Annotated in this window: 18 protein-coding genes; 11 read left to right on the forward strand and 7 right to left on the reverse strand. The window is 28.4% G+C overall.

Features of this window, described 5'->3' with window-relative positions:
* The first annotated feature begins 1 nt into the window (after position 1).
* The 8 genes from BW723_RS06725 to BW723_RS06760 all read left to right on the forward strand — a co-directional run bounded on the left by BW723_RS06725 (position 2) and on the right by BW723_RS06760 (position 7,368).
* Complete coding sequence (locus BW723_RS06725) at positions 2–415, forward strand: YeeE/YedE thiosulfate transporter family protein (RefSeq protein ID WP_068357390.1); 414 nt, start codon at positions 2–4, stop codon at positions 413–415.
* On the forward strand, positions 415–831 hold the full coding sequence (locus BW723_RS06730) for a hypothetical protein (RefSeq protein ID WP_068357110.1): 417 nt from the start codon (positions 415–417) through the stop codon (positions 829–831). Before BW723_RS06725 ends, BW723_RS06730 begins: the two co-directional genes overlap by 1 nt.
* The gene (gene moaA, locus BW723_RS06735) at positions 824–1,816 is read left to right on the forward strand and encodes a GTP 3',8-cyclase MoaA (protein ID WP_076686346.1); all 993 of its coding nucleotides are present in this window, start codon (positions 824–826) and stop codon (positions 1,814–1,816) included. The genes BW723_RS06730 and moaA overlap by 8 nt, the downstream gene beginning before the upstream one ends.
* Positions 1,817–1,833: 17 nt before the next feature.
* Entirely contained in the window at positions 1,834–3,063 is a 1,230-nt protein-coding gene (locus tag BW723_RS06740) for a molybdopterin molybdotransferase MoeA (protein WP_317197678.1), read from the forward strand.
* A 398-nt stretch (positions 3,064–3,461) separates the two neighbouring features.
* The gene (locus BW723_RS06745) at positions 3,462–3,755 is read left to right on the forward strand and encodes a GIY-YIG nuclease family protein (RefSeq protein WP_068357385.1); all 294 of its coding nucleotides are present in this window, start codon (positions 3,462–3,464) and stop codon (positions 3,753–3,755) included.
* A 142-nt stretch (positions 3,756–3,897) separates the two neighbouring features.
* A complete protein-coding gene (moaC, locus tag BW723_RS06750) occupies positions 3,898–4,374 on the forward strand; it encodes a cyclic pyranopterin monophosphate synthase MoaC (RefSeq protein ID WP_068357104.1) in 477 nt (158 codons plus the stop codon).
* The gene (locus BW723_RS06755; RefSeq protein WP_068357102.1) at positions 4,367–5,473 is read left to right on the forward strand and encodes an NTP transferase domain-containing protein; all 1,107 of its coding nucleotides are present in this window, start codon (positions 4,367–4,369) and stop codon (positions 5,471–5,473) included. The genes moaC and BW723_RS06755 overlap by 8 nt, the downstream gene beginning before the upstream one ends.
* 125 nt (positions 5,474–5,598) lie before the next feature.
* Positions 5,599–7,368, forward strand: a complete 1,770-nt coding sequence (locus BW723_RS06760) for a MutS-related protein (RefSeq protein ID WP_068357099.1) — start codon at positions 5,599–5,601, stop codon at positions 7,366–7,368.
* 69 nt (positions 7,369–7,437) lie between these two features.
* On the opposite strand, the gene gldD is transcribed toward BW723_RS06760, so the two are convergent.
* The 4 genes from gldD to mutY are packed head-to-tail and all read right to left on the reverse strand — an operon-like array spanning position 7,438 to position 10,859.
* Positions 7,438–7,995: a gliding motility lipoprotein GldD gene (gene gldD, locus BW723_RS06765; protein ID WP_068357097.1), complete on the reverse strand. Its 558-nt coding sequence runs from the start codon at positions 7,993–7,995 to the stop codon at positions 7,438–7,440.
* Positions 7,988–9,319 carry a gliding motility-associated protein GldE gene (gene gldE / locus BW723_RS06770; protein ID WP_068357094.1) on the reverse strand — a complete coding sequence of 444 codons (1,332 nt, stop codon included), beginning with the start codon at positions 9,317–9,319 and terminating at the stop codon, positions 7,988–7,990. The genes gldD and gldE overlap by 8 nt, the downstream gene beginning before the upstream one ends.
* A gap of 19 nt (positions 9,320–9,338) precedes the next feature.
* Positions 9,339–9,776, reverse strand: coding sequence for a single-stranded DNA-binding protein (locus tag BW723_RS06775; protein WP_068357091.1), 438 nt, complete (start codon positions 9,774–9,776; stop codon positions 9,339–9,341).
* 36 nt (positions 9,777–9,812) lie between these two features.
* Entirely contained in the window at positions 9,813–10,859 is a 1,047-nt protein-coding gene (gene mutY / locus BW723_RS06780; RefSeq protein WP_068357088.1) for an A/G-specific adenine glycosylase, read from the reverse strand.
* A gap of 141 nt (positions 10,860–11,000) precedes the next feature.
* On the opposite strand from mutY, the gene BW723_RS06785 reads away from it, so the two are divergent.
* Positions 11,001–11,291 (forward strand): HU family DNA-binding protein, encoded by a 291-nt coding sequence (locus BW723_RS06785; protein WP_015481675.1) that lies wholly within the window; start codon positions 11,001–11,003, stop codon positions 11,289–11,291.
* Between the two features lie 285 nt (positions 11,292–11,576).
* Positions 11,577–13,121, forward strand: a complete 1,545-nt coding sequence (locus tag BW723_RS06790; protein ID WP_068357085.1) for an Rne/Rng family ribonuclease — start codon at positions 11,577–11,579, stop codon at positions 13,119–13,121.
* Positions 13,122–13,209: 88 nt separating this feature from the next.
* Here BW723_RS06790 and BW723_RS06795 read toward each other — a convergent pair whose 3' ends face one another.
* Positions 13,210–13,743 (reverse strand): tubby C-terminal domain-like protein, encoded by a 534-nt coding sequence (locus BW723_RS06795; protein ID WP_068357082.1) that lies wholly within the window; start codon positions 13,741–13,743, stop codon positions 13,210–13,212.
* 75 nt (positions 13,744–13,818) lie between these two features.
* The gene (gene glpQ, locus BW723_RS06800; RefSeq protein WP_068357080.1) at positions 13,819–14,790 is read right to left on the reverse strand and encodes a glycerophosphodiester phosphodiesterase; all 972 of its coding nucleotides are present in this window, start codon (positions 14,788–14,790) and stop codon (positions 13,819–13,821) included.
* A 33-nt stretch (positions 14,791–14,823) separates the two neighbouring features.
* Here glpQ and BW723_RS06805 point away from each other — a divergent pair, with 33 nt between their 5' ends.
* On the forward strand, positions 14,824–15,063 hold the full coding sequence (locus BW723_RS06805; protein ID WP_068357077.1) for a hypothetical protein: 240 nt from the start codon (positions 14,824–14,826) through the stop codon (positions 15,061–15,063).
* Here the strand turns inward: BW723_RS06805 and BW723_RS06810 are convergent.
* The gene (locus tag BW723_RS06810; protein WP_068357074.1) at positions 15,060–16,037 is read right to left on the reverse strand and encodes an endonuclease/exonuclease/phosphatase family protein; all 978 of its coding nucleotides are present in this window, start codon (positions 16,035–16,037) and stop codon (positions 15,060–15,062) included. The two genes, BW723_RS06805 and BW723_RS06810, sit on opposite strands and share 4 nt — an antisense overlap.
* Positions 16,038–16,368: the final 331 nt, after the last annotated feature.

Raw genomic sequence — 16,368 nt, forward strand, 5'->3', positions numbered from 1 at the left:
GATGAAGAATATCAAATTTTTAATATTAGGCATCTTTTTCGCAATTGTTTTAAGTAAATCTCAGGCAATTTCTTGGTATCGATTTTACGAAATGTTCAAGTTTCAATCATTTCATATGTTTGGAATTATTGGTGGAGCAGTCGTTATATCAGCAATTATTATGCAACTGTTTAAAAGCGGAAAAATTAAAGATATTAATGGTAATAAAATTGTACCAAAACCAAAGAAAAAAGGATTTGTTAGCACCATTTTTGGTGGAACGCTTTTTGGTTTAGGTTGGGGGGTTTCTGGAGCTTGTGCAGCACCAGTTTTTGTGATTATTGGGTTTAAATTAGTGCCTGCCCTTATAATTTTAGCAGGTGCACTTTTAGGTGCATTTATATACGGTTTAATTAGTAAGAAACTACCAAATTAATGGAACGTCATTGGAAAATATCTGATACTGAATTTGAAGAACAATTCTCCAATAATACTTTTAAACCCTTATGGTTTTCACACGAAGCACATTTGCGCTTAGCTTGGATTTATGTTACCAAATATGGTAAAGAAATAGCTTTTGATAAGTACAGCAAGCAATTAAAAACATTTGCTGATAAATACAATGCAGAGGGTAAATATAATGCAACTGTAACGTTTGCTTCTATTCAAATTATGAGCCATTATATTGAAAATTCTGATGCGTATGATTTTCAAGATTTTATCAATGAATTCTCGCAATTAAAAACTAATTTTAAAGAAATTATTTCAAAGTATTATTCTGATGATATTTTTACATCAGAAGAAGCAAAACAACATCTTTTACAACCAGATTTAAAACCATTTCATGAGTAAATTAGTAGACAATTTTGGACGACAAATGGAATATGTGCGATTAGCAGTTACTGATCGTTGTAATTTGCGTTGCCAATATTGTATGCCTGCTCACGGAATTGATATTGTACCTAGACAAGAGTTGCTTACATTTAAAGAAATGTATCGTTTAATTCGTGTTTTAACAGAATTAGGCGTTAACAAAGTACGTTTAACAGGTGGCGAACCTTTTGTGCGTAAAGATTTTGTAGGTTTTTTAGAAATGTTGTCTTATAACGATTTGTTAGATGCCATAAATATTACCACAAATGGCGCGTTAATTTCTCATCATATTGATAAAATTGAAAAGCTAGAAAAAGTAAAAAACATCAATTTAAGTATAGATAGTTTACAAAGAGAAAAGTTTGCAAAAATTACAAGAAGAGATGTTTTTCCAGAAGTTTATAAAACTTTCGAATTATTAGAAAAAAGCAATTTAAATCTAAAACTTAACGTAGTTGTACAATCGGGTTTTAATACTGATGAAATTGTAGATTTTGTAAGATTAACTAAAGATAAAAATGTAGCTGTTCGTTTTATCGAAGAAATGCCTTTTAACGGAAAAGGGCAAAGAGATATGCAAGAAAACTGGACATTTAAAAAGATTTTAAATGAAGTAAAAACAGCGTTTACTGTGGATGAAATTCAGTCTGAAAAATCATCAACTTCTAGAAATTATAAAGTAGAAAATCATTTAGGAACTTTTGGAATTATACCTGCGTTTACAAGAACTATTTGTAACGATTGTAATAGAATTAGAATTACAAGTACAGGAACTTTTAAAAATTGTTTGTTTGATGATGGCGTTTTTAATCTACGAGATTTTATAAGAAAAGGAGCATCTAATGACGATTTAAAAGAACTTTTCTTAGGATTAGTAAAAGACAAACCAGAAAATGGTTTTATTGCAGAAGCAAACCGTAAAAAAGGAAATGTTTCTGAAAGTATGTCAACCATAGGTGGATAAAAAGTGTAATTGTTTAAATGTTGAAAACAATTACACAAATTAACAATTACACATTATTAATGATTTCAGTAAGAGAAGCAAATAATATCATATTAAATTCAACTCAAGATTTTGGTGTTGAAGAAATTCCGTTTATAAAATCTGTTGGCAGAATTTTAAAAGAAGTAATTACTGCAGACAGAGATTTTCCGCCATTTAATAGAGTCTCTATGGATGGAATTTGTATAGATTTTGATGCATTTAAAAACGGACAAAGAGATTTTAAGGTAGAAGGAATTCAAGCTGCAGGAAGTGAGCAATTATCAATGCAAAATGCTAAAAATTGTATTGAAGTTATGACAGGTGCAGTTTTACCAAACAACGCAAACACTGTTATTCGTTATGAAGATGTCACTATCAAAAACGGAATTGCAACTATCAATATAGATTTAATTAATGAGAATCAAAACGTACACCCAAAAGGAAAAGATGGTAAAGTTGGAGATGTTTTAATATCTGAAAATAAAATTATTTCTGCTGCAGAAATTGGAGTTTTAGCAACTGTGGGTAAATCGTTAGTAAAAGTAGCAAAACTACCCAAAGTAATGATTGTTTCCACTGGTGATGAATTGGTTGGTGTAGATGAAATTCCGTTAGAACATCAAATAAGAAGAAGTAATGTTTTTACGTTGGTTTCTTTGTTAGAAAGGTTAAATATTTCATCAGAAACAGCACATATTATAGATGATAAATCAGTTTTAAAACAGAAGATAAAAAGATTTTTAAAAGAGTTTGATGTTTTGCTTTTTAGTGGGGCAGTAAGTAAAGGTAAATTCGATTTTTTACCAGAAGTTTTAGAAGAATTAGAAGTAGAAAAACGATTCCATAAAGTAGCACAAAGACCAGGAAAACCATTTTGGTTTGGTGAAAATAAAGATTGTAAAGTTTTTGCTTTTCCTGGAAATCCAATATCAACATTTGTAAATTGTTTGGCTTATTTTTATCCTTGGTATTCTAAATCAGTAGGATTAGAAATTGAGGAAGAAACAGCAATTTTAGGAGAAGATGTTTCGTTTAAACCCAATTTAGAATATTTTTTACAAGTAAAATTAGAAAGTAAATACGGACATTTAGTTGCTTTTCCTATCAAAGGAAATGGTTCTGGAGATTTAGCAAGTTTGGTAAAAACGGATGCTTTTATTCAGTTACCAAATGATAAAACTGAGTTTAAAAAAGGAGAAGTTTTTTCGATAATAAGATACAGATAAACAATTTTTCGTACTGTAGTTTTTCAGACTCTGTCAGTTCGAGTGAATTTTGAGGTACGAAAAATTAGTATCGAGAACATTTTTAATATCGAAAAAGAAAACTTCTCGATACAAAATTTCTGAAAAAGAAATTTCACTCGAAGTGACAGTTATTTAACTTTATCTTATAACAGTAAAAAGACAATGTCAGTTCAAGTGATTTCGATTTTTTATGGTAATTTTATCGAGAACTTTTAAATAGGAAACAAAGTTTCTCGATACAAACTTTTTGAAAAAGGAATTCATTCGAAGTTACAATTATTAAGCATTATCTTATTACAGTAAAAGCACGATGTCAGTTCGAGTGATTTTGCCTTTTTCAGGCAAAATTGTATCGAGAACAATCTAAAAATAAAACTATGAAAATCTATTACGTTTACATCTTAAAATGTGCTGATAAAACGTATTACACAGGTATAACTTCTAATTTAGAAAATAGGTTTTTTGAGCATCAACAAGGAAAACATCAAGAAAGCTATACTTATAAAAGAAGACCTTTAGAATTGGTTTTTTATGCAGAGTTTTCTGAAGTTGGTTTTGCGATTGATACAGAAAAGAGAATAAAAAAATGGTCTAGAGTTAAAAAAGAAGCTTTGATTAATGATGAGTATGAAAAACTTCCTAATTTAGCAAAGAAGAAATTTAAAAAGTAAAAAAAAATTCTCGATACAAAATTCTTGAAAAAAGAATTTCACTCGAAGTGACATTGTGTTATCTAGTTTGAGTATAGCAGTTGTCAGTTCAAGTGATTTCGATTTTTCATCGAAATTGTATCGAGAACATTTAGAACTAAAAATGAACAATTTTTCACACATAAATAAAAAAGGAAATCCTAAAATGGTAAATGTTTCTGAGAAGAAAATTACCAAAAGAACTGCTATTGCAAAAGCAACGATGTTTTTAGGCAAAGAAGTAATTGCTCATTTTACAAATGATGAATTATTTACTAAAAAAGGACCAGTTTTTCAAACTGCAATTATTGCAGGAATTCAAGGTGTAAAAAAAACATCAGAATTAATACCAATGTGTCATCCATTGTTAATAAATGGAGTAGATGTAGATATTAATATTATAGATACTGAAAATATAGAAGTGCTTTGTAAAGTAACAATTACTGGTAAAACAGGAGTAGAAATGGAAGCATTAACAGGAGCAAATATTACTTGTTTAACTATTTATGATATGTGTAAAAGCATCAGTCAGAAAATGGTAATAAAAGAAGTGAAATTATTAGAAAAAACAGGTGGAAAATCTGATATTAAAAATGGCTAAACACAAAAAACATACAAATTTAGAAAGAAGAAATAACGATGATTTTGCGCCAAATGAAATTGCAATTTTGGGTACAAATTGTGGTGTAATTTCTGATTTAGTTCACAAGGTCTCTCAAAAATTATCAAACTATAAATTGGCTTATTTTGATGCTTCTCACGCAAAAAATGTGGAAGAAAATAAATTATCAGAATATGTTTTTCATCACCAAGGGAATTTACAAATTACAACATCAGGAAAAATTAATAAATTTCAGCAACGATTAGGTTTTGCTCAGTTTGATTATGTTTTTATAAATGGAAATCATTATCAAGGTGCAAAACAAATTCTGATTTTAGACGAAGCTAAAGACGCATCCGTTTTAAAAAGATTAGATCAAATACAGAATATTCAATTTATAGTAAAATTGAAACCTGAAACTGAATATTTTCCTTTTTTAGAAGAGAAATATCCGCAGATAAAAAATATTACTTGTTATACTATTGATGAGATTGATGCAATTTCAAATCACATTAATAATTTAATTCAAGAAAAAATAGCCCCAGTAAAAGGCTTGGTTTTAGTTGGCGGGAAAAGTACAAGAATGGGTAAAGATAAATCTGAACTCAATTATTTTGGAAAACCTCAAAAGGAGTTTGCCAAAGAATTATTAGAGAATAATAATTTAGAAACATTTTATTCTGTTCAGAATTCATCTGAAAAAGAAAATGAAATTTCTGATAAGTTTTTAAATTTAGGGCCTTTTGGAGGTATTTGTTCTGCATTTCAAAAAGAGCCAAATTCGGCTTGGTTTGTGTTAGCTACAGATGTTCCTTTTGTAAGTGATGAGATTATTCAACTGGTTTTACAACATAGAAATCCAAGTAAAGCTGCAACTGCAATAAAGGGAAAAGGCAAGCAATTTGTTGAGCCTTTGATTACCATTTACGAGCCAAAGGCGTATCCTATTTTGTTGCAATATTTGGCACAAGGTTATTCTTGTCCGCGTAAAATGTTAATCAATTCTGATGTAGAAATTGTAGAAATTGATGATGCTTTTATTAGAAATATAAATACTCCTGAGGAATTTGAAGCTGCTAAAAGTGAGATAAGCAATTAAAAGTGTTTTCGACACAAAATTTCTGAAAACGATATTTCACTTGAACTGACAGAAAGTTTGTCAGTTTGAGTGATTTCGATTTTTTTCGAAATTGTATCAAGAACATTTTGAAATACTATTAAATAATGAAAAACCCATTAGAATTTTATAATCAACGAAAAGAAGAGCTAGCAAGTAAATCTGCAAAGTTGAAAACAAAATTGATCAATTTAGCAGTTTTTAGATTAATCGTTTTTTTAATCACAGCCTTTTTGGTATATCTAACTTTTGGTAAATATCCAGATGTTTTTATTATCGCTTTTTTGGGTATTTCACTCTTTTCTTTTTTAGTGATAAAAAATATCAACTTAAAAAGAGAAAAGGCAATTCTCGATAAAAAATATGCCATTAATACTACAGAAATTAAAGTTCTAAATGGCGACTTTTATCAACTAGAAACTGGTAAAGAATTTATAAATCCCACTCATTTTTATAGTAATGATATTGATTTATTTGGGAAAGGTTCTTTTTTTCAATACACAAACAGAACAGCTACTTTTGATGGTAAAAAAGCTTTGGCAAATCTGTTTACAGATAATAATATTGATGCTATTCTAGCCAAGCAAAATGCAATTAAAGAGCTTTCTGACAAAGTAAATTGGAGGCAACATTTTTCTGCTTTAGCAAGTTTGGTAACCGTTAAAAGTACCTCTAGATCAATTGTTAGTTGGTTAGGAGATTACACTTCAGTTTTTCCAAAATATTTAGCTAACATTCAAATAGGGTTTTCTGTAATTTCTTTATTGTTAATAGGTTTCGTTTCTTTTGGTTTTTTATCATTTTCGTTTTTAACAGCTTGGTTTTTTATAGGACTTTTTGTTACAGGAAGATTTCTGAAAAAAACTAGTAATTTATATGCAGAAACAGACAAAGCAAGAGAAACTTTTAAGCAATATCATCAATTACTAAATGAAATTGAGACAGAATCTTTTACAGCTAAAAACTTATTAGAGAAACAAATAGTTATTCAATCTGAAAACAAAAAAGCATCAAAAATATTTAAAGAATTTGCTAAGATTTTAGATGCTTTTGATAATAGAAACAACATTGTTATTGCTGTTTTAGGAAACGGACTTTTTCTTTGGGATATTTTAAATGCTTGTAAAGTAGAAAAGTGGATTGCCAATTACAAACACACAGTAGAAAATTGGTTTGAGGTTGTTGCTTATTTTGATGCGCAAAACTCAATGGCAAATTTTAAATTCAATCATCCAAAATTTGTGTTTCCAGAAATTTCATCAGAAAAAGAAATTATAAAATCTACTAATTTAGGGCATCCATTATTAAATGTAGATAAAAGAGTTGATAATGATTTTATAATTGATGATGAGCAGTTTTTTATTGTAACTGGAGCAAATATGGCTGGTAAAAGTACTTTTTTAAGAACGGTTTCTTTATCAATAGTTATGGCAAATTGTGGCTTACCTGTTTGTGCAGAAAAGTTTAAATATCATCCTATAAAATTGATTACAAGTATGCGCACTTCTGATTCTTTAACAGATGATGAATCTTATTTTTATTCAGAATTAAAGCGTTTAAAGTTTATTGTAGATCAAATTAAAACAGAAAAATATTTTATCATTTTAGATGAAATTTTAAAAGGTACAAATAGTAAAGACAAGGCTACAGGTTCTAAAAAGTTTGTTGAGAAATTAACAAAATCTAAATCAACAGGAATTATAGCAACTCACGATGTTAGTTTGTGCGAATTAGAAAATGAGTTTTCGGGAATCAAAAATTACTATTTTGATGCAGAAATAATCAATGATGAATTGCATTTTGATTATACTATAAAAAATGGTGTTTGTAAAAATATGAACGCCTCTTTTTTATTGCAAAAAATGGAAATTGTTTAGTTTTTTTAGAAACAGAAGAAAAAAGAGGCAAGAACCTAGACTAAAAATAAGATAGAGTTGAGTAATAAGTTAAATAGGCTTTTCCCACTCTAAACTTTCTACCAATTTTAAGATGTCTTCTTTAATATAAGCAACTGCTGGTAAAATGGAATCGTAATTTGGTTTTGCGTAGAAATATAAAGATCCTTTTATAAAGTTATTAGTACTATCTGTTACGTGAAATTGTAGGTGAGAAGCTGCGTTTCCTGTAATCTCATACAAACTACCAAAAGTTCTTTTTTCTGTGTTTACAAAGTCTTTAGGTATAATTTGTTCTGCTTTAACAGCATGCTTAAAAACTAGTTTTTCAGCTTCTGTAAGTAATTCTTTTAAATTATTTTTTACAGGTCTGTAAGTAATATCTATGGAAGCTTTTAAATTTGGATATTTAATTTTTAACCAATTATTTTTATCATCAATTATGGTTGTGCTTTTTAAAATATCAAAAGAATAAGGTCTAGAAATAGATAGTTTTTCATACTTTTTTGCAGGATATTCTAAACTCAAGTAAGCCTTAGGCTTTGGCAAAACATCATCGTTACAAGAAATGAAAAAAAGTAAAGTTAAAAGTAGAAAAATATTACGCATTTCTAGTTGCTTTTATTTGTTTGATGCGTTTTTTGTCTAACGCTTCTATGGTAAACGTATAATTCTTGAAGTTTATTTTCTCTCCTTTTTTAGGAAATTTTCCAGAAACTTCTAAAATAAAACCAGCCAATGTTTCACTTTCACCCTTTTCTTCTTCAAAAATAGCTTCGTCTTCATCATCTAAAACTCTACAAAAATCTTTAATTGTGGTTTTACCTTCAAAGATATAGTTGTTTTCATCGATCTTAGAATATTGTAAATCATCGTCATCAAATTCATCATTTATATCACCTACAATTTCTTCAATAACATCTTCTAAAGTAACCAAACCACTAGTTCCTCCATATTCATCAACCACAATTGCTAAGTGATTTTTACGATCTCTAAAATCATCTAGCAAGTCATCTAATTTTTTGTTTTCTGGCACAAAAAAAGCTTCACGTACTAAATCTTGCCATTTAAAAGTTTTCTTATTTAAGTGCGCTAATAAATCTTTTGCATACAAAACACCAACTATATTATCGATGTTTTCTTTATAAACAGGATTTCTAGAATAACCGTTTTCGAGAATCTTATTTAAAACAACTTCGTAAGATTCATCATCAGAAAGTGCAAAAATATCTATTCTAGGTTTCATAATTTGCACAGTTTCTGTGTTCCCAAAATTTACGATTCCCTCTAAAATTTTTTGTTCATCTTTTGTGGTTGCACCATCAGAAGTAAGTTCTAAAGCTTGCGATAAAGTTTCTACAGAAAAATTAGAATTTTTATTACCTAATTTCTTTTCAATAAACTTAGTTAATGTAATTAACGGTAAGCTAAAAGGAGTTAAAATAACATTTACTCCGTTAATAAATTTTGCCATTAATTTAGAAAATTTTAATGCATTTCTAGAAGCGTAAACTTTTGGTAAAACCTCACCAAATAAGAGTATTAAAAAAGTTACTAAAACAATTTCTATTAAAAAACGAACAGGAATTTCAAATAAAATTAGGTTTAATTGATAATCAAAATCAGCAAATATTGTTTCTGCTAAAGAGGCAAATAAGAGTACAATTAAAATATTTATAAAATTATTGGTAATTAAAATTGTTGCCAATAATTTTCTCGGTTTTTCTAATAAATCTACAATAATGTTTTGCTCTTTGCCTTCGTTAGAAAGCGAATCTAAATCCGTTTGAGAAAGCGAAAAGAAGGCAACTTCTGTACCCGAAATTAATGCGGAACTAATAAAAAGAAAGATTAATGCAAGAATATTTAGACCTACAATAAAATCTATAGAAGTAAATAATAAGAGTAATAAAGGTTCAGGATCTGGGTCCAAATTTAAATATTTTGGTTAATTAAAAAGGTAAATCATCATTTTCTTCTGGTGCAACTGTTTTAGTTTCTGGAGAAGAAGTTGGTTGGTTTTGCTGAAGATTATTAGGGTTTACAGTATTCTTTTTGGTAGACAACATCGTCATTTCATTTACATGTACTTCTGTAGAGTAGCGTTTTACACCATCTTGTTCCCATTGTCGGTTTTTTAATTTACCCTCAACATAAACTTTATCTCCTTTACCAATGTATTTTTCACAAACTTTAGCCAAGCCATTTCTAACAACAATATTATGCCAATCTGTATTTGTAATTTTTTCTCCAGTTTGTTTATTGGTGTAACTTTCTGATGTTGCAATAGGAAAACGACCTACACAATTTTGATCATCGAAATAATGCATTTTTACTTCATCACCTAAATTACCAATTAAAATTACCTTATTTATTGTACCTGCTGCCATAACTTGTTTCTATCTATATCAAAAATACTAAAAATATCAATACTTTTTAGGTTGATACTCTTTTAAAAAATTTGCAATTAAAACAGGAACAGGATATTTTTCTATATCAGACCAATTTATTTTTGCTTCGGATGAATATTCTGTTTCCACAATCCAGAATTGCGTGTATAAATGCTGATGAGATAATTTATGAACAATCTCTTTTTTATTAAAAAGTGAAATTGTGGTTTCATCAGGAAAAAGTGCTATAAATTCATCAGAAGAAATTAACTCATTTTTATTGATGTTTTTATCGCTCTCAATTAATGGGAATTGATACAAGCCTTGCCAAATTCCTTTTCCTTTTCTTTCGGATAAAATGGTTTTATTATCCTTAGTTTTTATCACCAGAAAATTAAAATAACGATTCCTAACTTTTATTTTTTTCTCTTTTACAGGTAAAGTTTCTATTAAGTTTTTTTGAAGTGCAACACAACTATCAGTAAAAGGACAAAACATACACAATGGTTTTTTAGGTTTACATTGTATTGCCCCAAAATCCATAATAGCTTGATTAAAAGTGCCAGGTTGTGATTCGTCTATTAAAGTTTGCGCTAATTTTTTAAACTCTTTTATACCTGCAGATGAATTAATAGGAGTATCTATACCAAAATATCTAGATAAAACACGATACACATTACCATCTACAACTGCTGTGGGTTCATCAAAACAAATGGAAGCAATTGCAGAAGCAGTGTAATCTCCAATTCCTTTTAATTTTATAATTTCTTTAAATGTTGATGGAAACTCGCCATTAAATTCATTTGCAATTTGTTTTGCAGTAAAATGTAAATTTCGAGCTCTTGAATAATAACCTAAACCTTGCCACATTTTTAAAACGGTACTTTCATCTGCTTTTGCAAGGTCGAAAACAGTAGGAAAAGTTGAGGTAAATTTTAAGTAATAAGACAAACCTTGAGCAACTCTTGTTTGTTGTAGCATAATTTCTGATAACCAAATATAATATGGATTTTTAGTTTTGCGCCAGGGCAATTCTCTGCTGTTTTGTAAGTACCAGTAAATTAAAGTGTTAGAAAAATTCATGAATTAAAAATAGAAATGCAATATTACATTTTAAAATTCACATAATTTTAGGTGTTTAAATTTTTGGAATTGATTAATTATCATATATTTGCATCCGCATTTTTGAAAGTAAATTAATAAAAATATAATAAAAGTAGAGACATGACGAAAGCAGATATCGTATCAAAAATTTCAGATAAATCAGGAATTGAAAAGACAGATGTTTTAGCAACTGTAGAGGCATTTATGACTGAGGTTAAAGACGCTTTAGAAAACGGAGATAATGTATATTTAAGAGGTTTTGGTAGTTTTATTATCAAAACAAGAGCAGAAAAAACTGGTAGAAATATTTCTAAAAATACAACTATTAAGATTCCAGCTCACAACATTCCAGCTTTTAAACCAGCAAAAACTTTTACTGAAGGAGTAAAAAATAAAGTAGCTGTTAAATAACAAAATACTAATCTAAACCTTAATTGGTTTATAAACATCAGAACATTATGCCAAGTGGTAAAAAAAGAAAGAGAGCAAAAATCTCTACACACAAAAGAAAGAAAAGAGCTAGAGCAAATAGACACAAGAAAAAGTAAGCGTATGCTTACTTTTTCGTTTATAGTTTAGCGAAAATAATTACAAGTTCATTGACATCGAGGTTACACAAACCTCAAATGGTATTACAAATACCTGACAATATTAATCCATCTGCACAATGATGTGCAGTGTTAAAACCAGTTCAGTATGAAAACAGAATTAATAATTCGTTCAAATTCATCTGATATTGATTTTGCCTTATTAAGAGATGGAAAACTTATTGAATTAAATAATGAAACAACTGATAATAAATTTTCTGTTGGCGATATCTTTTTGGCCAAAATAGGAAAAGTGTTAACAGGTTTAAATGCATCGTTTGTAAATGTTGGCTATCCAAAAGATGGTTTTTTACATTATCATGATTTGGGTGCACAAGTAAACTCATTAAATTCGTTCATTAAGAAAGTAAGCACAGGTAAGTATAAAGATTTCACTTTAAAAAACTTTCGAAAGGAAGTTGACATTAACAAAGACGGTAGTATTAAAGATGTACTTAAAACAGGGCAAAATCTGTTAGTACAAATAGTAAAAGAACCAATTTCAACAAAAGGACCTAGATTAAGTTCAGAGCTTTCTATAGCTGGTAGATTCTTAGTTTTAGTCCCTTTTTCTAATAGAGTTTCTGTATCTCAAAAAATAGCAGATCCTAAAGAAAAAGAACGTTTAAAAAGGTTGGCAAAAAGTATTAAGCCTAAAGGTTTTGGAGTAATTTTAAGAACTGTAGCCGAAGGTAAAATGGTTGCAGAATTAGATAAAGACTTGCAAAACTCTTTAGAGCGTTGGAAAACAATGTGTAAAAGAATACCTAACACAAACACACCAACAAAAATTTTAAGTGAGTTAAACAGAGCATCTTCTATTTTAAGAGATGTTATGAATGAAACCTTTACAAACATTGTAACAAATGATGAAACTTTGAAAGTAGAAATTAAGGAGTATTTACAAGAAATTTATCCTGAAAAGGAAAAAATTGTAAAACTACATAGATCTACAACTCCTATTTTTGAAAAATACGGAATTGAAAGACAAATTAAAACATCGTTTGGAAAAACTGTTTCTATGAGTAAAGGTGCTTATTTAGTTATAGAGCACACAGAGGCTTTACACGTTATTGATGTAAATAGCGGAAATCGTTCTAATAAAGCTGGTTCTCAAGAAGATACTGCATTAGAAGTAAATTTAATTTCAGCCACAGAAATTGCACGTCAATTACAATTGCGTGATATGGGTGGTATTATTGTTGTTGATTTTATTGATATGCACAAAGCTGAAAACAGAAATAAGCTGTATCAGCACTTAAAAGAGCAAATGGCTTTAGATAGAACAAAACACAAAATTTTACCTCCAAGTAAATTTGGGTTAGTGCAAATTACAAGACAAAGGGTTAGACCTGAGTTAAGTATAAAAACTACCGAAGACAATCCTAATTTAGATGGACAAGTAGAAGCTCCTATTGTTTTGTTAGACAAAATTGAGGCTGATTTAGAAAAACTTATCTTTAAACTAGAAAGTAATAAATCAACAAATAAAAAGATACAATTACATATTCATCCTTTTATTGCTGCTTATTTAACAAAAGGAGTAAATTCAATTCGTTTTAAATGGTATTTAAAACACAAAAAGTGGATTACAATTATACCTAGAGATGCTTACACATATTTATATTATAGATTTACAACTGTAAAAGAGTAAACTATATATATTAAGGCAATAATTTTTTATCAAAAAACCCCGCAATTTTTAATTGCGGGGTTTTTCTATTTTATAGATTAAGCAAAGTTTAAGACCAAGGTTCTTTGTTAACTTCTAATTGTTTTTGGCTTGTTAAAATAGCTTTCTGGTTTTGCTCAGTTTCGCCAATTTTTAAACAAGAATAAAGTAAAAAACAAATTTCTAAATCTTTTTTATCTAATAATAAGAGTTTTATGGTGTCTTTGTAATCTGAATCAGAAAAAGATGCATCGAATTCTGCAATTTTAATTTCGTTTTTATAAATAGAAATTTTCTTTTTAAAATGTATATCTAGCTCATATGTAATCTGATTTATAGATATCGAATAAACCGTTTTTCTATTGTTTTGAGAGATTAGTTTGGTAATTATTTCATCATTATTTTTAATGGTGTATACCATTTTCCATTTCCAGAATTGAAATTGTTTTGTAATTTTATAAATAATGTTTTCTTCTTTATTAAAGACTTCACAACCAAATTTACCAAAATCCATAAACCAACTAGAACTGTATTGTTTTTCTGTTGATGAGTAAATACTTAAAGTATTGTTATTGTGTTTTATTGTGTATAAATGTAGTTGCATAGAAAACAATATTAGTCCACAAAAATAGAATAACTTAAGTAAAATTGAATTATTTATATGATTAAAATAACCCCTTTATTTTCCTAAAAATGCAATAACTTTATCTGGAAAATCTGTAAAAGCGCCATCTACATTGGCATCAATTAAAAGTGTTTGCATCATTTCTTCAAAAGTTGTAAACTCTGCCAAAGCATCTGCTCTAAATGTATAAGGATGTACTTTTAAACCTAATTTATGGGCATCAGAAACCAAAGATGTAAAGGTGAATTTACCATCTACTTTTTCGCTTAAAATTTGTCTGTACCAAGGGCCAATTCCATCAGCATAAGTAGCAAAATGAGCAAGTTGTTTTGTTTCTTCTTTAAATTCCATTAACTGAACTAAAAATAATTCAGATTTTAATTCTTTACGAATTCTCTCTAATTCTTTGGCGTTAAAACACTGTAAAATACAGTTATCTTTTTTAGTTTTATAACCATAATCAGAGAGGACATTTAAAACAATTTCAGTTAAATTTTTATTTTCTTTTTGATGAAATTCGGGTGCTTTTATTTCTGGATAAATTCCAATATCTTTTCCTGTAGATGTGTTTAAACCTTGTATGAATTCGATTTCTTCTTGTAAAGAATGTAGTTTAAAATTTCCTTGCCAAATAGGAAAACGATTTGAATATACTTGTTTGCCATTTTTAGGATTAAATCGTTCTGAAACTTGTAAGGTTTTTAGTTCATCAAAAGTAAAATCGATTACATAATAACGTTGATCTTCTCTTTTTCTATCTGGGAATTTTTTGGCTACATCTGTTACATCATCTAAATAAATATCGTGAATTACAATAGGTACATCATCTTTACTTAAAACCAAATCTTGTTCTATAAAATCTACATGCATTGCATAAGCCATTGCTTTTGCTTGCAAAGTGTGTTCTGGTAAATAACCAGAAGCGCCTCTGTGTGCTATGACTATTTTTTTGTTCATTGGTTTTAATTTTTGATGAGATTTCTTACATCCAAAGATAATTATTAGTAAAAGTATTATTTTCTTCATTCTTTAAAAGTATAACTTTTGTAGTTTTGCAATATGAAGTTAGCGTTAAAAATAATGTTTATTGTCTTTTTACTTTGGATGATAATTGGAATATATCTTATTAATACAGAACATGAAAAAGCCCAAGTTGTAATGGGGTTAGGTGTTTTGTTTTTGTCCTTTTTATTTATGCCATTGTTTATTTATTATAGATATAGAGATGGCAAATACAAGAAATATATTTTAAATGATGAGAAATTATTAAGTGCTTTTAAGAATAGAGATAAAAATTAATCTTCTTTTTTTAAGAAAGCGTATACAGGAAAATGATCTGAAAATCCACCTTTATACCAAGGGCCAATATAAGTTCTAAAAGGACTTCCTTTGTATTTACCTTTGTAAATTTTCATCCATTTTTTATTAAAAACTTCAGCGTGTTTAAAGTAAAGTTTGTCTTTTTCTTTTTCTAAAAAGTTATTAGAAAATATAATCTGGTCGAATAAATTCCAGCTGCCATTAAAAGTTAAACTACCCGATTTTTCTCTGTCTAACATACTTTCCATTGGGTTGTAAAAATCATCTTGAATTAAATGTTTTTTTACACTTTTACTAGTTGGATCATCATTAAAATCGCCCATAATTATAATTTTTGGGTTCATTTCTTTGTTTTTAATTTCCTCGATAATATTTCTAGCTGTTTCAGCAGCAATAATTCTTTTGGGTTCAGTTTCAGGAATACCTTCTCTTCTAGAAGACCAATGATTTACCAAAATATGAACCAATTCTCCTTTTAAATTTCCACTAACTTTTAAAATATCTCTGGTGTAATCTCTGTCTCCATCTTCATCTAATAGATAAACAGGATGAGTTTCAGATTCAATCAATTCAAAATCAATTTTATTGTATAATAAGGCAACATCAATTCCACGTTCATCTGGCGAATTATGATGCACATAACCATAGTGATGTTTTCTTAAGTAGGATGAGTTTGCTAAATCTGCAACTACTTTGGCGTTTTCAACTTCTACCAAACCGACTATTGCAGGTGGGTGTTTAGATCTGTTTAAACCTAATTGAGCTATTACAGAACTTAGTTTTTTAATTTTAGAGTTGTATCGCTTGTAAGTCCATTTCTTTTTTCCATTTGGTGTAAAATCATCATCAGCAGTATTTGGGTTATCATTTGTGTCAAACAAATTTTCTACGTTATAAAACGCAATTGTTGAGATGTTTTTTTTCTGTTTAGAAAATGAATTAAATGGAAACATGTTTTTTTACTTTTTCGTAAAAATAGTGAAATATTTAAGGGAATTCATAACTTAAAAGGCGAGTTTTATTAACTTTCTAATAACTCTTTTTACATTTTACCCTCATAAATTTGTTATGATTAAAATTTGAATTTAGCTATAGAAAGAATTAACTGAATAAGTACGAAATTTAATTTAGCTGTAAAATCCTCAATTTATTGAGGATTTTTTGTGAAAAGTAAAATATTGCAACTTTATATTATTGTTTTTGTAATTTTAACTTTAAATATATGTTTTATTAACATTTAATTTTTCTCTATTAATTGGAAACAAATTAAATTTGTAGCCACAA

The organism is Polaribacter reichenbachii (assembly GCF_001975665.1).
GTDB classification, from domain to species: domain Bacteria; phylum Bacteroidota; class Bacteroidia; order Flavobacteriales; family Flavobacteriaceae; genus Polaribacter; species Polaribacter reichenbachii.

What these genes read in the sequence shown, in the direction of transcription:
- BW723_RS06745 (WP_068357385.1), top strand. Translation starts at nt 3,462, where the DNA reads ATGAAAATCTATTACGTTTACATCTTAAAATGTGCTGATAAAACGTAT.
- gldD (WP_068357097.1), bottom strand. Translation starts at nt 7,995, where the DNA reads ATGCGTAATATTTTTCTACTTTTAACTTTACTTTTTTTCATTTCTTGT.
- BW723_RS06725 (WP_068357390.1), top strand. Translation starts at nt 2, where the DNA reads ATGAAGAATATCAAATTTTTAATATTAGGCATCTTTTTCGCAATTGTT.
- moaA (WP_076686346.1), top strand. Translation starts at nt 824, where the DNA reads ATGAGTAAATTAGTAGACAATTTTGGACGACAAATGGAATATGTGCGA.
- BW723_RS06775 (WP_068357091.1), bottom strand. Translation starts at nt 9,776, where the DNA reads ATGGCAGCAGGTACAATAAATAAGGTAATTTTAATTGGTAATTTAGGT.
- BW723_RS06795 (WP_068357082.1), bottom strand. Translation starts at nt 13,743, where the DNA reads ATGCAACTACATTTATACACAATAAAACACAATAACAATACTTTAAGT.
- BW723_RS06805 (WP_068357077.1), top strand. Translation starts at nt 14,824, where the DNA reads ATGAAGTTAGCGTTAAAAATAATGTTTATTGTCTTTTTACTTTGGATG.
- BW723_RS06740 (WP_317197678.1), top strand. Translation starts at nt 1,834, where the DNA reads ATGTTGAAAACAATTACACAAATTAACAATTACACATTATTAATGATT.
- BW723_RS06785 (WP_015481675.1), top strand. Translation starts at nt 11,001, where the DNA reads ATGACGAAAGCAGATATCGTATCAAAAATTTCAGATAAATCAGGAATT.
- BW723_RS06760 (WP_068357099.1), top strand. Translation starts at nt 5,599, where the DNA reads ATGAAAAACCCATTAGAATTTTATAATCAACGAAAAGAAGAGCTAGCA.
- glpQ (WP_068357080.1), bottom strand. Translation starts at nt 14,790, where the DNA reads ATGAAGAAAATAATACTTTTACTAATAATTATCTTTGGATGTAAGAAA.
- BW723_RS06755 (WP_068357102.1), top strand. Translation starts at nt 4,367, where the DNA reads ATGGCTAAACACAAAAAACATACAAATTTAGAAAGAAGAAATAACGAT.
- BW723_RS06790 (WP_068357085.1), top strand. Translation starts at nt 11,577, where the DNA reads ATGAAAACAGAATTAATAATTCGTTCAAATTCATCTGATATTGATTTT.
- moaC (WP_068357104.1), top strand. Translation starts at nt 3,898, where the DNA reads ATGAACAATTTTTCACACATAAATAAAAAAGGAAATCCTAAAATGGTA.
- BW723_RS06810 (WP_068357074.1), bottom strand. Translation starts at nt 16,037, where the DNA reads ATGTTTCCATTTAATTCATTTTCTAAACAGAAAAAAAACATCTCAACA.
- BW723_RS06730 (WP_068357110.1), top strand. Translation starts at nt 415, where the DNA reads ATGGAACGTCATTGGAAAATATCTGATACTGAATTTGAAGAACAATTC.
- mutY (WP_068357088.1), bottom strand. Translation starts at nt 10,859, where the DNA reads ATGAATTTTTCTAACACTTTAATTTACTGGTACTTACAAAACAGCAGA.